The organism is Histidinibacterium lentulum, from assembly GCF_003789055.1.
Taxonomy (GTDB): Bacteria; Pseudomonadota; Alphaproteobacteria; order Rhodobacterales; family Rhodobacteraceae; genus Oceanicola; species Oceanicola lentulus.
The window spans coordinates 315,859-336,660 of sequence record NZ_ML119083.1 but is presented as its reverse complement, the minus strand read 5'-3'; the positions used below and the strand labels follow the sequence as shown (position 1 = coordinate 336,660).

Here is a 20,802-nt window from a genome sequence, read left to right as displayed (position 1 = left end):
CTAGACCCCCAGTCCGCGCAGGGCGAAGGCCGTGACCATCATCCCCGAGATATAGAGAACCACGCCGGTTCCGTTGTACCATGGCGCCTTGCCCTCCGGGTCGTTCAGCATGACCCGCATGGCATGGGTCTGCAGGATCAGCAGCCATGTCACGGCGATGGCGTGGCCGGTCCGGTCCCAGTAGGCCAGGAGCAGGATCACCGCGACCTGAGGGAGCGCCATGACCCAGCAGGCCAGCCGCGCCGCGCGTTCGGGGCCCAGCGTGACGGGCAGGGAATTCACGCCCGTCTGCGTGTCGCCTTCCAGGGCCTTGAAGTCGTTGAGCGTCATGATCCCGTGCGCGCCGAGGCCATAGAGCAGGGCGACGATCAGCACCTCGGGCGACGGCGCGCCGGCAGAAAGTATCGCCGCGCCGGTGATCCAGGGCAGGGTCTCGTAGCTGAGCCCCACAAGCCCCGGTCCCCACCAGCCCGACCGCTTCAGCCGGACGGGCTCCTGGCTGTACGCCCAGGCCGCCAGCACGCCCGCCACGGTCGCGGCAAAGCCCCAGGGGCCAAGCTGCCAGCCCACGACGAGCGACAGCACCGACATGGCGAGGGCGATCCAGAGGCCCCAGCGGCCCGGGATGCGGCCCGAGGGAATCGGGCGGTCCGGCTCGTTGATCGCGTCGACGTGCCGGTCGCACCAGTCGTTCGCCGCCTGGCTCATGCCGCAGACGATGGGACCCGCGAGCAGCACGCCCAGCACCACAAGGCCCCAGTTTTCCGCAAAGGAGCCGCCACCCGAGACCGCGCCGCACGCAAAGGCCCACATCGGTGGAAACCAGGTGATCGGCTTGATCAGCCGCAGTGCCGCCCGGGGCTCGGGCCAGCGGCGTTCGACGGGGGGCAGATCGGACAGGACGCTCATGACTGTCAGATTAGGATGACAATCGGCATTTCGGCAAGTGTAAACTCAGCCTTACAGTCGGACAGCGGGTCGCAGCCCGTCCCCTCCGGTCCAGCCCCTCTCAGCTGTCGCCGTGGCCCACGACGGCCGCATCCACGCAGCCGTGCCGCGCGCATTCCAGCTCCAGTGTCGCGTGCCCGATCCCGAACCGTTCCCGCAGCCGGACCTTGATCTCCGCCTTGATGGCGTCGGCGTTCCCCCACCGCCCGGCATCCAGCGTGACATGGGCCTGCAACGCTGTCGCATGCTCCTCCATCTGCCACAGATGCGCGTGGTGCACGTCGCCGACTCCGTCCACCCCGCGGATCGCGCCGATCACCTCCCCGGTCGAGGGCTCGTCCGGCGCGCCCAGCATCAGAATCCGGATCACGCCGCCGATCTCCGTCGCGGACATCCACAGCACATAGCCCGCGATCCCGAGTGTGGCGATCGAATCGACCCTCCACCAGTCGTGGAGCAGCACGAGCACGCCGGCGACGATCACCGCCACGGATCCCAGCGCATCGGCGAGATTGTGCAGGAAAGCCGCGCGGATGTTCTGGCTCTGCTTCGACATGGCGTAGGTCAGCGCGGCTGTCACGAGGTCCACCACCAGCGCGATTCCTGCCACGACGATCATGATCCATCCACCCACCGGGTCCGGCGAGATCAGGCCGGCGACCGCCTCGTAGCCGAGATAGAGCGCGATGAGGATCAGCGTGGTGTAGTTGATCAGCGCCGCCACCGTCTCGGCCCGCGCATAGCCGAAGGTCATCCGCGCATCGGGCGGCCTGCGGGCGATGCGTCTTGCCACGAGCGCGATGATCAGAGACATCGCGTCGCTGAGATTGTGCAGCGCATCCGCGATCAGCGCGAGCGAGCCCGACAGCAGTCCGCCCGCCACCTGCGCCACTGTCAGGCCAAGGTTCACCACGACGGCGGCACTCAGCCGCCGGTCGCCGCCATGGTCATGATGATGGTGATGCCGCGACATGGGCGCCCAGCGTGGACCCTTGCGCCAGAGGCCGCAAGGTTCAGTCCTCGCCGTCCTCGTTCCTGCTCAGCAGCCCGTATTTCCTCAGCTTCACGTAGAGCGACTGCCGCGACAGGCCCAGCATCTCGGCGGCGGCCACGCGGTTGTTCATCGTCAGCTCGACCGCGGTCTCGATGCACATCTTCTCGACCACGTTCGTCGTCTCGGCCACGATGTCCTTCAGCGTGGCGCTGCCCACCAGCTCCATCACCGACCGCACGCCCTCGTCCGTCATCGGCGACGCGGCGGTGCGCACGGTCTCGGCGCGACTGGTGTCGCGCAGCACATAGGCGAAGACAGTCCTTTCCCCGCCCTGCAGGGCCGTCGCCGCGATCTCCACCGCCCGGGGCGAGATGTAGTCGCCCACCACCTTCGTGGCGTACATCCGCATCCGTCCCGCCCGGGCGGCGTTCTCGGCCAGCACCCGCAGGTCCACCGAGCCGCGCTGGAGGAAATCGGACAGCGACCGCCCCTTCACGCTCAGGTCGTGGGCCGCGTCGATCAGTTCGAGGAACCCCTCGTTGGACGACAGGATCGTGCCCGCATCGTCCGTGAAGACGATGGCGTCCGGGCCGAGCTGGAACAGCCCCATCAGGTTGGTCGCCAGGGCGTCGCCGCCGGCGGCTCCCTCCGAGGAGGTCTCCACCCGCAAGAGCAGCATCCGGTCCCCGCCGGACCGGAAGATCGTCGGAACCAGCCGCAGCGGGTCTCCGCCCTTGCGCGCCCGCGCCTCGACCGCCACCGGCCGCTCGGCCAGCGCCTGCGTCGTCAGCGCCTCGATCAGTTCGCCCTTGCGCCTGCCCTCGACCAGCGCGGTCAGCGCCGTGTTCACGATGTCGTCGCGGTCGCTGCCCAGCGCCGTCGCCGCGGCGGTGTTGGCCTCCGTGATTCGTCCGGTCTGGAGGGAGACGAAGAGATGGGCGTCCCGCGTGGCCTCCATCAGCACGCGGAACCGGGTGTCGAACTCGCGCTGGGTCTCGTAATCCCGCTCCAGCGCGATCTGCGCCTTCACCAGCTGCTGCTGCATCTCGGCTATGGGCCGCAGGTCGCGGCCCAGCAGCAGGATCGCGCCATCGGGCCCGATCCGATGGAAGCTGTAGCGCACCGGAAAGCCGATCGGGATGCGCGCCTCGTCGTGGTTCAGCTCAACCGGCCGCACGCTTCCCTTGCCTTCGAGAAACGCCGTCAGCCGCTCGTCGAATTTCGATATGCTTTCCCGGGCAAGAACGCTGCGCAGGTCCTCGCCCTCGAGCTGAACGAGGCGCTGCAGGCCGTCCGTCTGCGGGTTCACCATCACCGAGAGGACCGAACCCGATTCATTGATGACGATGCCGACATCGGCCACCTGGGTGATGATGTCGCCCAGGATCTCGGGGGCGATGAGCGGTATCGCTCCGCTCTCCCAATAGCGCATGCCCCTGGAGGTCATCTCCAGTCCGCCGGGGTCGTGCGCTGTACCATGATTTAACTCCGTAACGCGCGGGGCGCGGGCGGCGCGACTCTGGTGTGGATACCGCAAATCTCGAGCGCCTCGTCGATGTCCTCGGTCATATGGACCGCGGCCTCTACGTCCCTCGGCAGTCGCAAGGGTTCCGTAAAGGAACCTCCGATGCAGACCGGCAGGGTCGACAGCGCGGCGTCGCGCACAGATTTGATGACCTCCTGAAGGTTTTCAAGACCGTATGAGCGCGAAGCGGAGATGAACACGCCGTCATAGGATCCTGACGTGAGGGCATCGGCGGCATCCCCGGGCCGAAAGCCCAGCCAGAGCCGCACCGACAGACCCCGCCTGCGCAGCTGGCCGCACAGGAGGATCGCGCCAAGGGTGTGCTGCTCCTGTTCGGGCACGACCAGCAGCAGCGAGCCGACCTCGCGGCCCACGCAGCGGTCCGTGTCGAACTCCGCCACGATATCCCGCACCAGCCGCTGCAGCCGCGACATGCCGATGGTCACCTGCGCAAAGCTCAGCTCGTCCCGGTGCCAGCGGAGCCCGAGGCGCCGCGCCATGGCGGGAACATGGAGATCCGCGACCTCCTCTGCCGGGATCCCCCAGGCGGCGAGATCGTCCAGCGCCTCCCGTGCGCCATCGGACTCGGGCGACAGCAGACCCGCCTCCAGCCGGTCGAGCGCGGCCCCATCGGCTTCGGGGGCGGGGTCGCACCGGCGGCGATCGGCCCCGGAGGCCGTCCAGATCGTCTCGATGGCGGGTTGCGTGTCAGGTCCGTGAGGCACAGGGTCCGGACCGTGGCGGATGGCCTGGGAACCGAGCGACTGTGCCATCTACGCGACCTCCGCCGCCGACGGCCCGGCCCCCCATGGGCCCGGCCATACCGTCGGACGGATGGAGGCATTGTCAGAGAACTCGGACACATTGTCAAAGTAAATTGACACTTGCCCATGCGCCTCGCGGCACGGCGTTGAAAAAGTCCCTATTATCATGATCCGAAGCGCCCGCTCGCGGGGGCTGGACAAGGGACTCGACGGCCGACAGGAACATGTAAAGGAAAGTTGACACCGCCCGACTCGACTGTCTATCTTTACAGGAGATTTTGTCAGGAGACGTTGACATGGCCTTTGCCACCGCGGCGGCCCCCCAGAGACAGGCGCTCTACACGCCCGAGGAACGCGCCCGCCGGGACGCCACCGTCTGGACGACGGTCCAGGGCGTGCTGGCCCCGGTGCAGTTCCTGGTGTTCCTCGTCTCTCTGGCGCTCGTGCTGCGCTATCTCTGGACCGGCGAGGGCTACGGCGCCGCGACCGTCTCGATCGTGCTGAAGACGCTGATCCTCTACACGATCATGGTCACCGGCGCGATCTGGGAGAAGGTCGTCTTCGGCCGGTACCTCCTCGCCCCCGCCTTCTTCTGGGAGGACATGGTCAGCTTCGCCGTGATCGCCGTGCACACGGCCTATCTCTACGGCCTGATGACGGGCGGCTGGGACCCGGCGACGCTCGTGGCGGTCGCCCTCGTCGCCTACGGCCTCTATGTGGTCAACGCCGCGCAGTTCCTGCTGAAACTGCGCCACGCCCGCCTCTCCGAGGAGGGCCGCGCATGACCGCCCCCGGCCTGCCCTCCGGCGGCGGCTGCCGCACCGCCCCCGTCATCAAGGAGCGCGGCCAGCGCGAGGTCTTCTGCGGCCTCACCGGCATCGTCTGGCTGCACCGCAAGATGCAGGACGCCTTCTTCCTCGTCGTGGGCTCGCGCACCTGCGCCCATCTCCTGCAGGCCGCCGCCGGCGTGATGATCTTCGCCGAGCCCCGCTTCGGCACCGCGATCCTCGAGGAGGGCGATCTCGCCGGCATGGCCGACGCCCACGAGGAGCTCGACCGCGAGGTGGCGAAGCTCCTCTCCCGCCGCCCCGACATCCGCCAGCTCTTCCTCGTCGGCTCCTGTCCCTCCGAGGTCATCAAGATCGACCTCTCGAAGGCCGCCGAACGGCTCAGCCAGCGATTCGCCCCCCGGGTGCGGGTGCTGAACTATTCGGGCAGCGGGATCGAGACGACCTTCACCGAAGGCGAGGACGCCTGCCTCGCCTCCATGGTCCCCGTCCTGCCCCGGACCGAGGCGCGCGAACTCCTCGTCGTGGGCGCCCTTCCGGACGTGGTCGAGGACCAGATGGTCGGCCTGCTGGAGGCCATGGGCATCGGCCCGATCCGCCTCCTGCCCGCCCGCCGCATCGACGACGAGACCGCCGTCGGCCCGAACACCGTCTTCGCCCTCGCCCAGCCCTTCCTCGGCGAGACCCACGCCGCCCTCCTGCGCCGCGGCGCCCGCCACCTCGCGGCGCCCTTCCCCTTCGGCGAGGAGGGCACGACCGCCTGGCTCGCCGCCATCGCCCGCGAGTTCGGCGTCGATGCCGAGACCTTCGAGCGCGTCACCGCCGCCCCCCGCGCCCGCGCCCGCAAGGCCGTGGCCGCCGCCGCCCGGACGCTCTCGGGCAAGACGGTGTTCTTCCTGCCCGACAGCCAGCTCGAGATCCCGCTCGCGCGCTTTCTTGCCCGCGAATGCGGCATGACGCCCGTCGAGGTGGCCTCGCCCTACATCCACGACGCGATCCACGGTCCCGACCTCGACCTCCTGCCCGCCGGTCCCCGCATCGCCGAAGGGCAGGACGTGGACCTCCAGCTCGACCGCGTCCGCGCCGACCGTCCCGACCTCACGGTCTGCGGCCTCGGCCTCGCCAATCCGCTGGAGGCCGAGGGCCTCAGCACGAAATGGGCCATCGAGCTCGTCTTCACCCCGGTCCACTTCTACGAGCAGGCCGGCGACCTCGCCGCGCTCTTCGCGCGCCCCCTGCGCCGCAAGGCCCTGCTGAAGCTCGAGGCCGCCGAATGACCCCTCCCGCCCTCCGCCCCATGCTCTCGGTCGCCTGCACCGGCCCGGCCCCCTCCCTTTTCTGGCCGGAAATATCCCGGGGGTCCGGGGGCAGCGCCCCCGGAGGCCGGCCATGAAGCTCTCGGTCTGGACCTACGAAGGCCCGCCCCATGTCGGCGCCATGCGCATCGCCACCGCGATGAAGGGCCTGCACTACGTCCTGCACGCGCCCCAGGGCGACACCTACGCGGACCTTCTCTTCACCATGATCGAGCGGCGCAACCACCGCCCGCCGGTCAGCTACACCACCTTCCAGGCCCGCGATCTCGGCGCCGACACCGCCGGCCTCTTCAAGACCGCCTGCCGCGACGCGGTCGCGCGCTTCGATCCCCAGGCGATCATCGTCGGCGCCTCCTGCACCGCCGAGCTGATCCAGGACGATCCGGGCGGCATGTCCGAAACCATGGGTTTTTCGATCCCCGTGATCCCGCTGGAACTGCCCTCCTACCAGCGCAAGGAAAACTACGGCTGCGACGAGACCTTCTACCGTCTCTGCCGCGCCCTCGCCCGGCCGCAGGACCGCACGCCGCGCATCACCTGCAACATCCTCGGCGGCACCGCGCTGGGCTTCCGCCACCGCGACGACATCCGCGAGATCACCGGGCTGCTGGCCGACATGGGCATCGAGGTGAACGTCTCCGCGCCGCTCGATGCCACGCCCGCCGACCTCGCCCGCCTTCCGGCGGCCCATTTCAACGTGCTCCTTTACCCCGAGACGGCCGAGACCGCCGCGCGCTGGCTCGAAAGGGAACACGGCCAGCCTTTCACGAAAACCATCCCCATCGGCGTCGGCGCCACCCGCGATTTCGTCGCCGAGGTGCAGAAGATCACTGGGCTGGGCACCCGCCCCGACGAGACCCACCTCCGGATGCCCTGGTGGTCGGCCTCGGTCGATTCGACCTACCTCACCGGCAAGCGCGTCTTCCTCTTCGGCGACGGCACCCACGTCATGGCCATGGCCCGCGTCGCCCGCGACGAGATGGGCTTCGAGGTCGTGGGCATGGGCTGCTACAACCGCGAACAGGCCCGCGCCCTGCGCAAATGCGCCGAAGGTTACGGCGTCGAGGCCCTGATCACCGACGACTACCTCGAGGTGGAGGAGGCGATCGAGCGCCTCGCCCCCGAGATGATCCTCGGCACCCAGATGGAGCGCCACATCGGCAAGCGCCTCGGCATCCCCTGCGCCGTGATCTCCGCCCCCGTCCATGTGCAGGACTTTCCCGCGCGCTATTCTCCCGTGATGGGCTTCGAGGGCGCGAACGTGCTCTTCGACACGCTGGTGCATCCCCTGGTGATGGGCCTCGAGGAGCATCTCCTCGCCATGTTCCGCGAGGATTTCGAGTTCCACGACGACGCCGGGGCCAGCCATCATGGCCACAAGGCCAAGGCCCGCACCGAGGAGTCCGCGAGACCGCCCGAAAGGGCGGACGAGCAGCCCGCCGCCGAGAGCAGCTTCGACATCGTCTGGCTTCCCGCTGCCGAGAAGGAGCTGAAGAAGATCCCCTTCTTCGTCCGCGGCAAGGCGCGCCGCAACACGGAGACATTCGCTGCCCGGAAAGGCGTGCGCGAAATCAGCGTCGATACCCTCTACGAGGCGAAGGCCCATTATGCGCGATGAGGTGATCCGCCCTTACCGCGTGGTGATCCTCACGCTCGACGCCCACGCCTGCGGCCCGGCGCGGCGTGCCGCCTCGCGCCTCGCGCCCGATTTCCCGGGCCTCGACGTCGAGATCTTCGCTGCCGCCGAATGGCACCAGCAGCCGCACCGCCTCGCCGAGACAAAACAGGCCCTCGCCGGCGCCGACCTGATCGTCGCGAACCTGCTCTTCCTCGAGGAGCATGTGCAGGCGATTCTCCCCGATCTTCACGCCCGCCGCGACAGCGTGGATGCCCTGGTCGGCCTGATCGCCGCCCCGGAGATCGTGCGCCTGACGAAGATGGGCGATCTCGACATGTCCGCCCCGCCCTCGGGCCTCGCCGCGCTGATGAAGAAGCTGCGCGGCGCCTCGAAACAGGGCGGCAACTCGGGCGCCAGGCAGATGCGCACTCTGCGCCGCCTGCCGAAGATCCTGAAGCTGATCCCCGGCAAGGCCCAGGACCTGCGCGCCTGGTTCCTGTCGATGCAGTACTGGCTCGGCGGGTCGGATGACAACATCGCCGAGATGCTGCGCTTCCTCGTGGGTCGCTACGGCCACCGGCCCGAGTTCGGCGGCCGTCAGGCCCGCGCGCCCATCGACTACCCCGATGTCGGCCTCTACCACCCAGATCTGCCCGGCACCCGCATCACCACCGATCCCGCCGCCATCAAGGGCCCGCCCGGCGCCGCAGGCACCGTTGGCCTCCTGATGATGCGCTCCTACATCCTCGCCTCCGACTGTGCCCATTACGACGCGGTGATCCGCAGACTCGAGGCGCAGGGCCTGCGCGTGCTGCCGGCCTTCGCCGGCGGCCTCGACGGGCGCCCCGCGATCGAGGCCTTCTTCGAAGGCCGCATCGACGCGCTCGTCTCCCTGACCGGGTTCAGCCTCGTGGGCGGGCCTGCCTATAATGACAGCGCCGCGGCGGTGGAGACCCTGAACCGCCTCGACGTGCCCTACATCTCCGCCCAGCCACTGGAGTTCCAGACCCTCGGCCAATGGGCCGCGGACGGGCAGGGGCTCGGCCCCATCGAGACCACCATGCTCATCGCCCTGCCCGAGATCGACGGCGCCGCCTGCCCCACGGTCTTCGGCGGGCGGCACGGCGCCGAGGGCTGCAAGGGCTGTGCCCATGCCTGCGGCGCTCCGGCGGAGCCGAAGGCCATGTCCCCCTGCCTCGAGCGGATCGACTCGCTGGCAGAGAAGGTCGGGCGCATGGTTGCCCTGCGTCGCAAGAGGAATGCCGAGAAGACCGTCGCCATCGTGCTCTTCGGCTTTCCGCCCAACGCCGGGGCCACCGGGACGGCGGCCTATCTCTCGGTCTTCGAAAGCCTGTTCAACACCCTGACCCGGATGAAGTCCGAGGGCTACGACGTCGAGGTCCCCGAGAGCGTCGACGCCCTGCGCGACATGGTCCTCCACGGCAATGCCGCGCAATACGGCCAGGACGCCAACGTCGCGGCCCATGTGGATGCCGACACCATCGTCCGCCAGACCCCGCCCTTGAAGACGATCGAGGCGATCTGGGGCCCGGCCCCCGGCCGGGTGCAGTCCGACGGGCGCGGCGTCTTCGTTCTCGGCCGTCACTTCGGCAAGGTCTTCGTCGGCGTGCAGCCCGGCTTCGGCTGGGAGGGCGATCCGATGCGCCTCCTCTTCGACAAGGGCTTCGCGCCGACCCATGCCTTCGTCACCTTCTACCTCTGGCTCCGCAACACGCTGAAGGCCGACGCGATCCTGCATTTCGGGATGCACGGCGCGCTGGAATTCATGCCGGGCAAGCAGGCCGGCCTCGGCGCCCGCGACTGGCCAGACCGGCTGATCGGCGAGATGCCGAACATCTATCTCTACGCCGCCAACAACCCCTCCGAGGCGAGCCTGGCCAAGCGCCGGTCGGGCGCCATCACCATCAGCCACCTGACCCCGCCGCTTGCCGCCGCCGGTCTCTACAAGGGCCTTGCCGAACTGAAGGACAGCCTCGCCCGCTGGCGCCGGTCCGAAGAGCCCGACGCCGAGCTCGAGACGCTGATCCGCGACCAGGCCGAGGCGGTGGACCTCTCTGGCGATCCCGACACGCTCTGGAAGATCGTGCTGGAAACCGAGGGCGCGCTGATCCCGGACGGGCTCCACGTCATGGGTCGCCCCCTTTCGGGTGCCGCGCTGGAAGAGATGCTGGACCTCATGCCCACGGGCTCCGACCGCAGCCGCACCCGCGCGCTCCTGCAGCAGGACAGCGAACTGCCCGCCCTGATGCGCGCTCTCTCCGCGCGCTACATCGCCCCGGTGCCGGGCGGCGACCTGATCCGCTCACCCGGGATCCTGCCCACGGGCCGCAACCTCCACGCCTTCGACCCGTTCCGGATGCCCACCGCCTATGCGCTGGCCGACGGAGCGAAACAGGCGCAGCTCCTCCTCGACACCCACAGGAGCCTGCCGCGCACCGTGGCGCTGGTCCTCTGGGGCTCGGACAACATCAAGTCGGACGGCACGCCCATCGGCCAGGCCCTCGCGCTCATCGGCGCACGGCCGCGGTTCGACAGCTACGGCCGGCTCGGCGGCGCGGACCTGATCCCGCTCAGCGAACTGGGCCGCCCCCGGATTGACGTGGTCATGACCCTCTCGGGCATCTTCCGCGATCTCCTGCCGCTCCAGACCCGTCTCCTGGCCGAGGCCGCGTGGAAGGCCGCCATGGCCGACGAGCCCGAGGAGCGGAACTTCGTCCGCGCCAACGCGCTGGCCCACGCCCGCGAGACCGGCTGCGATCTCGAAACCGCGGCGCTGCGGGTGTTCTCCAACGCCGAGGGCACCTACGGCTCCAACGTCAACGCTCTGGTGGATGGCTCGGCCTTCGGCGACGAGGACGAGCTCGCCGACGCCTATCAGACGCGCAAGTGCTTCGCCTACGGCCGCGACGGCAAGCCCGCCGCCCGGCCGGAGCTGCTTCAGGCCGCGCTCGCCACCGTGGACCTCGCCTACCAGAACCTCGAGTCGGTGGAACTGGGCGTGACCACCGTCGATCACTACTTCGACACGCTGGGCGGCATCGCCCGCGCCGTGCGCCGGGCGCGCGGGGGGCGTGCGGCGCCGGTCTACATCGGCGACCAGACCCGCGGCGCCGCCAAGGTCCGCACGCTCCAGCAGCAGGTCGCGCTGGAGACGCGCGCCCGCTCGCTCAACCCGAAGTACTTCGAAGGGCTGCTGAAGCACGGCCACGAGGGGGTGCGCCAGATCGAGGCGACGGTGACCAACACCCTCGGTTGGTCCGCCACCACCGGCGAGGTGGAGCCCTGGGTCTACCAGCGCCTCAGCGAGACCTTCCTTCTCGACCCCGAGATGCGCCAGCGCCTCGCCGAGCTGAACCCCAAGGCCAGCGCCCGCATGGCCGGCCGCCTGCTCGAGGCGTCGGACCGCGCCTACTGGACGCCCGACGAGGCGACGCTGGCGGCGCTCCAGGACGCCGCCGACGCCATCGAGGACCGCATGGAAGGGATCGCCGCAGAATGACCGCCCCTTCCGCCAACCGACCGAATTTTCGTTCGAAGATTCGCCACAAGACGAACCGGAGGCCATCATGAGCCCACGTGACGAGACGATCCCGAATCTCCGCAAGGGAGAGGACGGCGAAGGCTCGGTGCAGGTGCACCAGGACGCCTCGATGAAGATCGAGGGGGCCAAGGTCTTCTCCGTCTACGGCAAGGGCGGCATCGGCAAGTCCACCACCTCGTCGAACCTCTCGGCGGCGTTCAGCAAGCTCGGTCGCCGGGTGCTGCAGATCGGCTGTGACCCCAAGCACGACAGCACCTTCACCCTTACGGGCCACCTGCAGCCTACCGTCATCGACATCCTGAAAGAGGTGAACTTCCACCCTGAGGAACTGCGGCCCGAGGACTTCGTGACCGAGGGCTACAACGGCGTTCTCTGCGTCGAGGCCGGCGGCCCCCCCGCGGGGACGGGCTGTGGCGGCTACGTCGTCGGCCAGACGGTGAAGCTGTTGAAGCAGCATCACCTGCTCGACGAGACCGACGTGGTGATCTTCGACGTGCTCGGCGACGTGGTCTGCGGCGGCTTCGCCGCGCCGCTCCAGCATGCCGACAAGGCGGTGATCGTCACCGCCAACGACTTCGACTCGATCTACGCGATGAACCGGATCATCGCCGCCGTGCAGGCCAAGAGCCAGAACTACAAGGTCCGCCTCGCGGGCTGCGTCGCCAACCGGTCGAAGGACACCGACGAGGTCGACCGCTTCTGCGACGTCGTGGGCTTCAAGCGCATCGCGCACATGCCCGACGTCGACGCCATCCGCCGCAGCCGCCTCAAGAAGAAGACCCTCTTCGAGATGGACGACGACGAGGACATCGTCCGCTGCCGCGCCGAATACATCCGCCTCGCCGAGGCCCTCTGGAACAGCACCGAGGACATGGCCCCCGAGCCGCTGCCCGACCGCGAGATCTTCGAGCTTCTGGGATTCGATTGATGCGCCACCACGGCACCCTTGCCCGGGTCGAGGACTATTTCGACCGCACCGCGACCCGCACCTGGGAACGTCTGACCTCGGACGCGCCGGTGTCGGGCATCCGCGCGACCGTGCGCGTGGGCCGCGACCGGATGCGGAATGTCCTCCTCGGCTGCCTGCCCGCCGACCTCACCGGCGCCCGGGTGCTCGACGCGGGATGCGGCACCGGCGCCCTCGCCGAGGAGCTGGCGAAGCGCGGCGCAGAGGTGGTCGCCGTCGACATCGCGCCGAACCTCATCGAGATCGCGAAGGCCCGCGTGCCCGCCCGCCTCGGCATCGACTTTCGCGCCGGCGATCTCGCCGATCCCGGGCTCGGCTGCTTCGACCATGTCGTCGCCATGGACAGCCTGATCTACTACACGGACACCGAGCTTGCGCACCTCCTCGGTCTGCTGCGCGCCCGCACCTCGCGCACCATCGCCTTCACCCTGCCGCCGCGCACGCCCCTGCTGATGGCGATGTGGCGCATGGGCAAGATGTTCCCGCGTTCCGACCGCTCGCCGGTCATGGTCCCTCATTCCTCCGCCCGCGTCGCCTCGGCCCTTCGCGCCGAGCGCGTGCCGGGCCGCCTTGCCGAACGCGAGCGCGTCACCAGCGGCTTCTACATTTCGACCGCGTTCACCCACGATCCCGCGGAGGCCGCGCGATGATCGTCCCCCGCAGCTTCGTCAAGAAAATGACCATCCGCTTCCTGCCTTTCTCGGATGCGGCCTCCGACGACCTGCCGCTCGGCCAGCTCCTGCGGCTCTCGCTGTTCCAGATCTCCGTCGGCATGGCCACGGTGATGCTCCTCGGCACGCTCAACCGCGTAATGATCGTGGAGCTCTCGGTGCCCGCCACGGTCGTCGCCCTGATGATCGCGATTCCCGTTCTGGTGGCGCCCTTCCGCGCCCTCCTCGGGTTCCGCTCCGATACCTACCGCTCCGCCATCGGGTGGAAGCGCATTCCCTATCTCTGGTTCGGAACTCTCTACCAGTTCGGTGGCCTCGCCATCATGCCGATGGCGCTCCTCGTGCTGTCCGGCGACCGGACCATCGACGCTGACTGGGCCGGCTACCTGGGCGCGGGCCTCGCCTTCCTGCTGACCGGCCTCGGGATGCACATGACCCAGACCGCCGGTCTCGCGCTCGCTGCCGACCGCGCGACGGAAGAGACGCGGCCCCGGGTCGTCGCCCTGCTCTACGTCAGCTTCCTCGTCGGCATGGCCTTCGCCGCGGTCGTCGTCGGCTGGCTCCTGCGCGACTTCTCGCCCCTGCGGCTGGTTCAGGTAATCCAGGGCACCGCCGTGGTCACTCTGGTTCTCAACGTCATCGCGCTCTGGAAACAGGAGCGTGTGAAGCCCATGAGCCGCGAGGAACGCGCCGGTCCCCGGCCCAGCTTCCGTGCCGCCTGGGCCGATTACATGGCCGGAGGCGATGCCGGGCGGCTTCTCGCGGTCGTGTTCCTCGGGACCATGGCCTTCAACATGCAGGACGTCCTGCTCGAGCCCTATGGCGGCGAGGTCATGGGCCTTTCGGTCTCCGCCACCACGCTCCTGACGGCCCTCTGGGCGGGCGGCGCGCTCGTCGCCTTCGGCCTCGCCGGGCGCTGGCTGGCCCAGGGCCGCGATCCGCACCGCATGGCCGGCACCGGGCTCCTGATCGGTCTCGTCGCGTTCTCCGCGGTGATCTTCGCCGCGCCGCTTCAGGCCAACGTCCTGTTCTATGCCGGCGCTGCGTTGATCGGCATGGGGGCGGGCATGTTCGCCGTCTCCACGCTGACCGCGGCCATGACGATGCCCACCGGCTCCAGCGCCGGGCGAGGCCTGGCGCTCGGCGCCTGGGGCGCGGCGCAGGCCACGGCGGCGGGCCTCTCCATCTTCATCGGCGGCAGCCTGCGCGATGTCGTCAACCACTGGGCGACAGGCTCCGAAACCCTCGCCGCGCCGGCCATCGGCTACTCGGTCGTCTACCACACCGAGATCGCGCTGATCTTCCTTACCCTCATCGCTCTCGGCCCGCTGGTGCGGACGCGGGCCCTCACCCCTCGGGAACCGGTCAAGATGGGTCTTGCCGATTTCCCAACCTGACCCAAGGAAAGGACCATCGACATGGTTGGAGTCACCTTCTGGGGCAACGTCGATCTGGCGAGCATAAGTATCTGGCTCTTCTGGATCTTCTTCGCCGGTCTCATCATCTACATCCAGCGCGAGAACATGCGGGAGGGCTATCCGCTCGTCGATGACGACGGCCGCGACACCGGCATTTCCGGCTGGCCGCTGCCCGCGCCCAAGACGTTCGAGCTGCCGCACGAGCGCGGCACCGTCACCGTCCCCTCGCCCGAGAACGAGGCGGCGCACGACCGCACCGATCTCGCCCTCGCCCGGACCTCGGTCTACAACGGCGCGCCCTATGAACCCACGGGCAACCCGATGGTGGACGGCGTCGGCCCCGCCTCCTGGGCCCCGCGCCGCGACGCGCCCGAACTCGACGCCCACGGCCATGCCAAGATCAAGCCGCTCTCGAGCCTCGAGGACTTCTTCGTCTCCGCCGGGCGCGATCCGCGTGGCAAGCCGGTGCAGGCCGCCGACGGCGAGGTGGTCGGCCGCGTGACCGATATGCTCGTGGACGTGCCCGAGCAGATGGTCCGCTACCTCGTCATGGACCTCAATCCCGAGGGTTCCGGCCAGACCCGGCTGATCCCGATCAACCTCTGCCGGATCAGGTCGGACCGCGTCTTCGTCCATTCGCTCTACGCGAAGAACTTCGCGGACATCCCGACGACGAAATCCGCGAGCGAGGTCACCCTCCTCGAGGAGGAGAAGATCACCGCCTACTACGCCGGCGGCAAGCTCTACGCCGACCCGAGCCGGCTCGAGCCGCAGCTCTGACGCGACCGGCGCCCCGGGCTGCCCGGGGCGCCTCCACCCGCGCCGTCTCGCCAGCGGCCCGGACAGATCGAGAGGGGAACGCCCATGCACCACGACGATTTCAACTTCGAGCCGGTCCGCGGCCTTCCCGCCGCGCTCCCGCCCGACGAGCACATCCTCTGGCAGGGCGCGCCCGAGCCCCGGCGCCTTGCGCGCGAGGCGCTCGCCCTCGACTGGATCATGGCCTATTTCGCGATCCTGATCGTCTGGCGCGTCGGCGTCAGCAGCACCCTCGTCAGCTTCCCCGTGGCGCTGACCCATGCGGTTCCCTTCGTCATCGCCGCCGTCGTGACCGCCGGGATCCTCTACGGCATCGCCTACATGCAGGCCCGGTCCACCGTCTACACGCTGACGAACAAGCGCGTGGCCATGCGGATCGGCGCGGCGCTGACGATGACGCTCAACGTGCCTTACGTGAAGATCGGCAATGCCGACCTGCAGCTGCGCAGGGACGGCACGGGCACCATCGCCTTCGAGACCATCGGCGACGCGCGCATCAGCTACCTGATGACCTGGCCCCATGTCCGGCCCTGGTACTTCCGCACGCAGCCTGCCCTGCGCTGCATCCCCGACGCTCAAAGAGTGGCGGCGATCTTCGCCGAGGCCGCAGAGGCCCGCGTCAGCCAGCCCAGGCTTTCCCAGGCTCCCGCCACCGGCGGGGCCGCTGACACAATCGCCGCGGAGTAGACCCCGATGACCACCCAGCTTCAGCACCAGATGCGGTATCGCGACCGCGACATGATCCCCCGCTTCCTCGTGATCGGCATGTTCACCCTGATGGGTCTCGCCCTGGCCATCGTCAGCTTCGCGCAGCTCTCGGGCGCCGCCCATGTCGGAGTCCTCCAGGAGGCGCCGGTCGTCGAGAGCCGCAGCGTGACGATCGAGCCCTCGGGCATGAACAACTACGTTCTCCTCGAGAACGGCGAGGTGATCGCCGCCTCCACCGACGAGAAGGGCGGGTTCTACGCGGTGATCGGCAAGGTCATCGACCGCCGCCGAATCGTCCACCAGGTCGCGGGCAATCCGCCCATCGACGTGGTGCGGCGCGAGAACGGCAATATCGCCGTGCTCGATCCGTCCACGAGCTTCACCATCGAGCTGATCGGCTACGGCAAGGACAACATCGCCGCCTTCGCCCGGCTGCTCGACTGAAACCACCGGGGCGCAGGGGCCTAGCCAGCCCCGCGCCCGTCACCCGAAAGGAAGGGAACACCTTATGGGACTTCTGACCAGAACCAAGGAGACGGCGCCCTGCGAGGTCACGATCTCGCACCGCTTCGAGGAACTCTCCGCCCACGTCAAGTTCCTCAACGGCGCCGTGGTGAACCCCGGCGACACCGTCGAGGTGCAGGGCCCCGAGATCATGGCGCCCTACGGAGAGGTGATCTCCGAGGAACGCACCGCCGTCATCACCCGCGCCTCGGGGCTCGAGCGGATGTGGACCCGCGCCACCGGCGATTTCGAATTCATGGAACTCTGCGAGTTCTCCTTCTCCGAGGAGGCGCTGTCATGAACGTCCAGACCCCCCTGAACCACTCGGCCGACGCGAAGACCGCCGAAGAGGGCCTCGCCGCCCAGAACTTCGACACTCCCGTCGACAGCACCCGCGCCACCGAGATCGCGATGCAGAACACGCTGCTCACACCGCGGTTCTACACCACCGATTTCGACGAACTCGACAGCCTGAACGTCGAGCCCGTGCGCGCGGAATGGGATCTCCTCATCGCGCAGATGAAGGCCGACCCGAACAAGGGCCACTTCAAGAAGAACGCCGACTGGGACCATATCGACTGGGACGGTATGGACCCCGCCCTGAAGGCGGAGTTCATCGACTTCCTGATCTCCTCCTGCACGGCCGAATTCTCGGGTTGCGTGCTCTACAAGGAGATGAAGCGCCGCGGGAAGAACCCCGATGTAACGGGTCTCTTTCAGCTCATGGCCCGCGACGAGGCCCGCCACGCGGGCTTCATCAACGACGCCCTGCGCGAGGCGGGGATCGCGGTGAACCTCGGCTTCCTCACGCAGGCCAAGAAATACACCTACTTCCGGCCGAAGTTCATCTACTACGCCACCTACCTCAGCGAAAAGATCGGCTACGCGCGGTACATCACAATCTACCGCCACCTGGAGGCCAACCCGGACAAGCGGTTCCACCCGATCTTCAAGTGGTTCCGGGAGTGGTGCAACGACGAGTTCAGCCATGGCGAGGCCTTCGCCCTGCTGATGCGGACCGACCCCGAGATCACCCAGAGCCGCATGAACAGGCTCTGGATCAAGTTCTTCCTGACGGCCGTCTTCTCCACCATGTGGGTCCGCGATCACCAGCGCCCCGCATTCCACGAGGCGCTCGGCGTGGATCCGGCCTGGTACGGGCAGGAGGTGTTCCGCAAGACCTCCGACATCTCGCGCCAGGTCTTCCCGATGGTGCTGGACATCGACCACCCGCGCTGGATCCCGGGGCTGGAGCGGCTCGACCGCGCCAACCGCCAGATCGCCGCGGCAAAGCGGCAGGGCGGTATCGGTGGCAAGCTCAAGCAGTGGTGGGGCTCGGCCAGGGCCGGCGCGGCCTTCCTGTCGCTGCTCACGATCCCGTCGATCCCGAACGAGGTCCCCGAGACCTCGCGGCTGGAGCCCGCCTACTGATGGGACCGGCGGCGCTCCCCCTGTCCGGCCCGGCCCGCGCGCGCGACGACGACACGTTGCGCGTCGTGGGAATCGGGACGGGGGGCGCTGCCCCCGTCCGCGTTCCGCGGACTCCCCCGGGATATTTCCGGCCAGAAAAGACAGGGGCGGGCGCAAGATGACCTCTCCCTGGATCGCCGCCCTGACCGCGCTCTTCATCTGGTGGTTCGCCACCGGGGTGATCCTGCTCGTCGTGCGGCGATCCGACCGGACCGGGGGAGAGGCGCATTTCCTGTCGGTGGTGCTGGGCGTGCCCGCGCTCGCGCTGGGCACCGCCGCCCTGATCGTGACCGGCGGCGACACCTCCGTTTCGGCCGTCTACGTCTCCTTCATGGGCGCGCTGGCGATCTGGGGCTGGATCGAGCTGACCTTCCTGTCGGGCGTCGTCACCGGCCCGGACAAGCGGCCGGCGCCCAAGGGCGCAACCGGCCTGCGCCGCTTCGCCGCCGCCTGGGGCGCGGTGGCCCATCACGAGATCCTGCTGCTCCTCGGCCTCGCCCTTGTCGTCGGGCTGAACGCCGGGGCGGAGAACACGACCGGCCTCTGGACCTACACGATCCTCTTCTTCGCCCGCATCGCGGCCAAGCTGAACCTGTTCTACGGCGTGCCCCGGATCAACCTGGAGTTCGTCCCCTCGACCCTGACCCATGTGAAGAGCCACATGCGGCAGGGCCCCGTCACCTTCGCCTTTCCGCTGGCGATCACCGCCCTGACCTTTGCCACGGGCTGTTTCGCCGAGCGCCTGATCGCCGCCGAGACCGCCGGAGCGGAGATCAAGTTCGCCCTACTCACCGCAATCTCGGGTCTCGCGCTGCTGGAGCACTGGTTCATGGTGCTTCCGCTGCCCGACGCCCGCCTCTGGCGCTGGATGCTTCCCGCTGCGCGCCCAACTCAAGACTAAGACCAAAGGGGACACACATGGACTTCGACGCCCTCTTCTCGGAGCAGCTGGACGCGCTCAAGGCCGAAGGCAACTACCGCTACTTCGCCGAGCTCGAGCGCCAGTGCGGCAAGTTTCCGCGCGCCGCCAACCACCATGCGGACGGCGTGCGCGACGTCACCGTCTGGTGCTCCAACGACTACCTCGGCATGGGTCAGCACCCCAAGGTGATCGCCGCCATGTGCGAAGCCGTGGAGCGCTGCGGCACCGGGGCAGGGGGCACGCGCAACATCTCGGGCACCAATCACGACCACCTGCTGCTGGAGCGCGAACTGGCCGATCTGCACGGCAAGGAGGCGGCGCTTCTCTTCACCAGCGGATACGTGTCGAACTGGGCCGCGCTCTCCACCCTCGGCAGCCGCCTGAAGGACTGCATCATCCTCTCGGACGCGGGCAACCACGCCTCGATGATCGAGGGCATCCGCCATTCCCGCGCCCACAAGGTGATCTGGAAGCACAACGATGTCGCCGACCTCGAGGAGAAGCTCGCCGCCTGCCCGGCGAACGCGCCCAAGATCGTCGCCTTCGAGAGCGTCTATTCCATGGACGGCGACGTGGCCCCGATCCGCGAGATCGTCGAGGTGGCCGAGAAATACGGCGCCATGACCTATCTCGACGAGGTCCACGCCGTCGGCCTCTACGGCCCCCGCGGCGGCGGCATCTCCGAACGCGACGGCATCGCCGACCGGATCACCCTGATCGAGGGCACGCTGGGCAAGGCCTTCGGCGTCGTCGGCGGCTACATCACCGGCTCCCACGCGCTCTGCGACTTCATCCGCTCCTTCGCGTCCGGGTTCATCTTCACGACCGCGCTTCCGCCCGCCGTGGCCGCCGCGGCCCGCGCCTCGATCCGCCACCTCAAGGAAAGCGACAGCGAACGCCTGCGTCACCAGCAGCAGGTCGCGCGCCTCCGCGCCGCCCTCGACCGCGCCGGCATTCCGCACATGCGCAACCCGAGCCACATCGTGCCGGTCATGATCAAGGACCCGGTGAAGACCCGGATGCTCGCCAACTACCTGATGGACGAATGGGGCATCTACGTTCAGCCGATCAACTATCCGACCGTCCCCAAGGGAACCGAGCGCCTGCGCTTCACCCCCTCGCCGCTCCATTCGGACGAGGACATCGAGCGGCTGGTCGCGGCCCTGTCCCACCTGTGGAAACAGTGCGCCGTTGCCCACGCCGTGGCGTAAAAGGGGGTTTACGCGCGCGCGCCAAAGCCTACCATCCGCTCCGACTGGGGAGTCGCGACATCTCAGGAAAACAGGAAGGACAACCATGAACAAGTTCACCCTTGCCGCAGCGGCAGCGATGCTGGCGGCACCCGCCTTTGCCCAGGACATGCCTGCCGGTGACGCCGACGCCGGCGCCGAACAGTTCGAGCGTCAGTGCGTCGCCTGCCATGTGGTCGAGACGCCCGACGGCGAAACCCTTGCCGGCCGCCGTGCCAACACCGGGCCGAACCTGTACGGAGTCGCGATGAAGCAGATCGCCTCGGTCGAGGATTTCCGCTACTCCGCCTCGCTCTCCGAGCTGGGCGAGACCGGTGCCGTCTGGAACGAAGAGAACTTCGTCGGCTACGTTCAGGATCCCACCGGCTGGCTGCGCGAGGCGCTCGACGATCGCCGCGCCCGGGGCAACATGGCCTACCAGGTCCGCTCCGAGGAGGATGCGGTGAACCTCTACGCCTACCTCTACTCGCTCGCTCCGCCGGAAGAGGGCGAGGCGATGGAAGAGGAAGCCAGCGACAGCTGACGAAAGACGGCCGGTCCCTCCGGCCCTGACGGCTT

General features: G+C 68.6%; 19 protein-coding genes. 15 read left to right on the top strand and 4 right to left on the bottom strand.

Translation table 11 applies throughout. The features are described from left to right. The 4 genes from chlG to EAT49_RS07470 all read right to left on the bottom strand — a co-directional run bounded on the left by chlG (position 1) and on the right by EAT49_RS07470 (position 4,240). A complete protein-coding gene (gene chlG / locus EAT49_RS07485) occupies positions 1-909 on the bottom strand; it encodes a chlorophyll synthase ChlG (protein ID WP_123641672.1) in 909 nt (302 codons plus the stop codon). 100 nt (positions 910-1,009) lie between these two features. Next, on the bottom strand, positions 1,010-1,921 hold the full coding sequence (locus EAT49_RS07480) for a cation diffusion facilitator family transporter (protein ID WP_123641671.1): 912 nt from the start codon (positions 1,919-1,921) through the stop codon (positions 1,010-1,012). Positions 1,922-1,961: 40 nt separating this feature from the next. Continuing rightward, positions 1,962-3,389: a transcriptional regulator PpsR gene (ppsR, locus tag EAT49_RS07475; RefSeq protein ID WP_123641670.1), complete on the bottom strand. Its 1,428-nt coding sequence runs from the start codon at positions 3,387-3,389 to the stop codon at positions 1,962-1,964. Positions 3,390-3,424: 35 nt separating this feature from the next. After that, positions 3,425-4,240: a cobalamin B12-binding domain-containing protein gene (locus tag EAT49_RS07470; RefSeq protein ID WP_123641669.1), complete on the bottom strand. Its 816-nt coding sequence runs from the start codon at positions 4,238-4,240 to the stop codon at positions 3,425-3,427. Between the two features lie 287 nt (positions 4,241-4,527). Between EAT49_RS07470 and bchF the strand changes: the two genes are divergently transcribed. The 15 genes from bchF to EAT49_RS07395 all read left to right on the top strand — a co-directional run bounded on the left by bchF (position 4,528) and on the right by EAT49_RS07395 (position 20,767). Continuing rightward, positions 4,528-5,016 (top strand): 2-vinyl bacteriochlorophyllide hydratase, encoded by a 489-nt coding sequence (gene bchF, locus EAT49_RS07465; protein ID WP_123641668.1) that lies wholly within the window; start codon positions 4,528-4,530, stop codon positions 5,014-5,016. Continuing rightward, positions 5,013-6,296, top strand: a complete 1,284-nt coding sequence (locus tag EAT49_RS07460) for a ferredoxin:protochlorophyllide reductase (ATP-dependent) subunit N (protein ID WP_123641667.1) — start codon at positions 5,013-5,015, stop codon at positions 6,294-6,296. Before bchF ends, EAT49_RS07460 begins: the two co-directional genes overlap by 4 nt. Positions 6,297-6,408: 112 nt before the next feature. Then, positions 6,409-7,953, top strand: coding sequence for a ferredoxin:protochlorophyllide reductase (ATP-dependent) subunit B (gene bchB / locus EAT49_RS07455; protein ID WP_123641666.1), 1,545 nt, complete (start codon positions 6,409-6,411; stop codon positions 7,951-7,953). After that, complete coding sequence (locus tag EAT49_RS07450; protein ID WP_123641665.1) at positions 7,943-11,473, top strand: cobaltochelatase subunit CobN; 3,531 nt, start codon at positions 7,943-7,945, stop codon at positions 11,471-11,473. Before bchB ends, EAT49_RS07450 begins: the two co-directional genes overlap by 11 nt. 67 nt (positions 11,474-11,540) lie before the next feature. After that, on the top strand, positions 11,541-12,443 hold the full coding sequence (gene bchL, locus EAT49_RS07445) for a ferredoxin:protochlorophyllide reductase (ATP-dependent) iron-sulfur ATP-binding protein (RefSeq protein ID WP_123641664.1): 903 nt from the start codon (positions 11,541-11,543) through the stop codon (positions 12,441-12,443). Then, on the top strand, positions 12,443-13,132 hold the full coding sequence (gene bchM, locus EAT49_RS07440; RefSeq protein ID WP_123641663.1) for a magnesium protoporphyrin IX methyltransferase: 690 nt from the start codon (positions 12,443-12,445) through the stop codon (positions 13,130-13,132). The genes bchL and bchM overlap by 1 nt, the downstream gene beginning before the upstream one ends. Then, a complete protein-coding gene (locus EAT49_RS07435; protein WP_123641662.1) occupies positions 13,129-14,550 on the top strand; it encodes a PucC family protein in 1,422 nt (473 codons plus the stop codon). The genes bchM and EAT49_RS07435 overlap by 4 nt, the downstream gene beginning before the upstream one ends. A 21-nt stretch (positions 14,551-14,571) precedes the next feature. Next, entirely contained in the window at positions 14,572-15,351 is a 780-nt protein-coding gene (gene puhA, locus EAT49_RS07430; RefSeq protein ID WP_123641661.1) for a photosynthetic reaction center subunit H, read from the top strand. Positions 15,352-15,435: 84 nt separating this feature from the next. Beyond that, positions 15,436-16,077, top strand: coding sequence for a photosynthetic complex putative assembly protein PuhB (gene puhB, locus EAT49_RS07425; protein WP_123641660.1), 642 nt, complete (start codon positions 15,436-15,438; stop codon positions 16,075-16,077). A 6-nt stretch (positions 16,078-16,083) separates the two neighbouring features. Then, on the top strand, positions 16,084-16,542 hold the full coding sequence (gene puhC / locus EAT49_RS07420; RefSeq protein ID WP_123641659.1) for a photosynthetic complex assembly protein PuhC: 459 nt from the start codon (positions 16,084-16,086) through the stop codon (positions 16,540-16,542). Positions 16,543-16,606: 64 nt separating this feature from the next. Next, entirely contained in the window at positions 16,607-16,903 is a 297-nt protein-coding gene (locus EAT49_RS07415) for a hypothetical protein (protein ID WP_123641658.1), read from the top strand. Then, on the top strand, positions 16,900-18,033 hold the full coding sequence (gene acsF, locus EAT49_RS07410; RefSeq protein ID WP_185020691.1) for a magnesium-protoporphyrin IX monomethyl ester (oxidative) cyclase: 1,134 nt from the start codon (positions 16,900-16,902) through the stop codon (positions 18,031-18,033). The genes EAT49_RS07415 and acsF overlap by 4 nt, the downstream gene beginning before the upstream one ends. 157 nt (positions 18,034-18,190) lie before the next feature. Further along, positions 18,191-18,973, top strand: coding sequence for a putative photosynthetic complex assembly protein PuhE (gene puhE, locus EAT49_RS07405; protein WP_123641657.1), 783 nt, complete (start codon positions 18,191-18,193; stop codon positions 18,971-18,973). A 17-nt stretch (positions 18,974-18,990) separates the two neighbouring features. Continuing rightward, on the top strand, positions 18,991-20,205 hold the full coding sequence (gene hemA, locus EAT49_RS07400) for a 5-aminolevulinate synthase (RefSeq protein WP_123641656.1): 1,215 nt from the start codon (positions 18,991-18,993) through the stop codon (positions 20,203-20,205). Between the two features lie 85 nt (positions 20,206-20,290). Next, positions 20,291-20,767 carry a c-type cytochrome gene (locus EAT49_RS07395; RefSeq protein ID WP_123641655.1) on the top strand — a complete coding sequence of 159 codons (477 nt, stop codon included), beginning with the start codon at positions 20,291-20,293 and terminating at the stop codon, positions 20,765-20,767. The last annotated feature ends 35 nt before the right edge of the window (positions 20,768-20,802 follow it).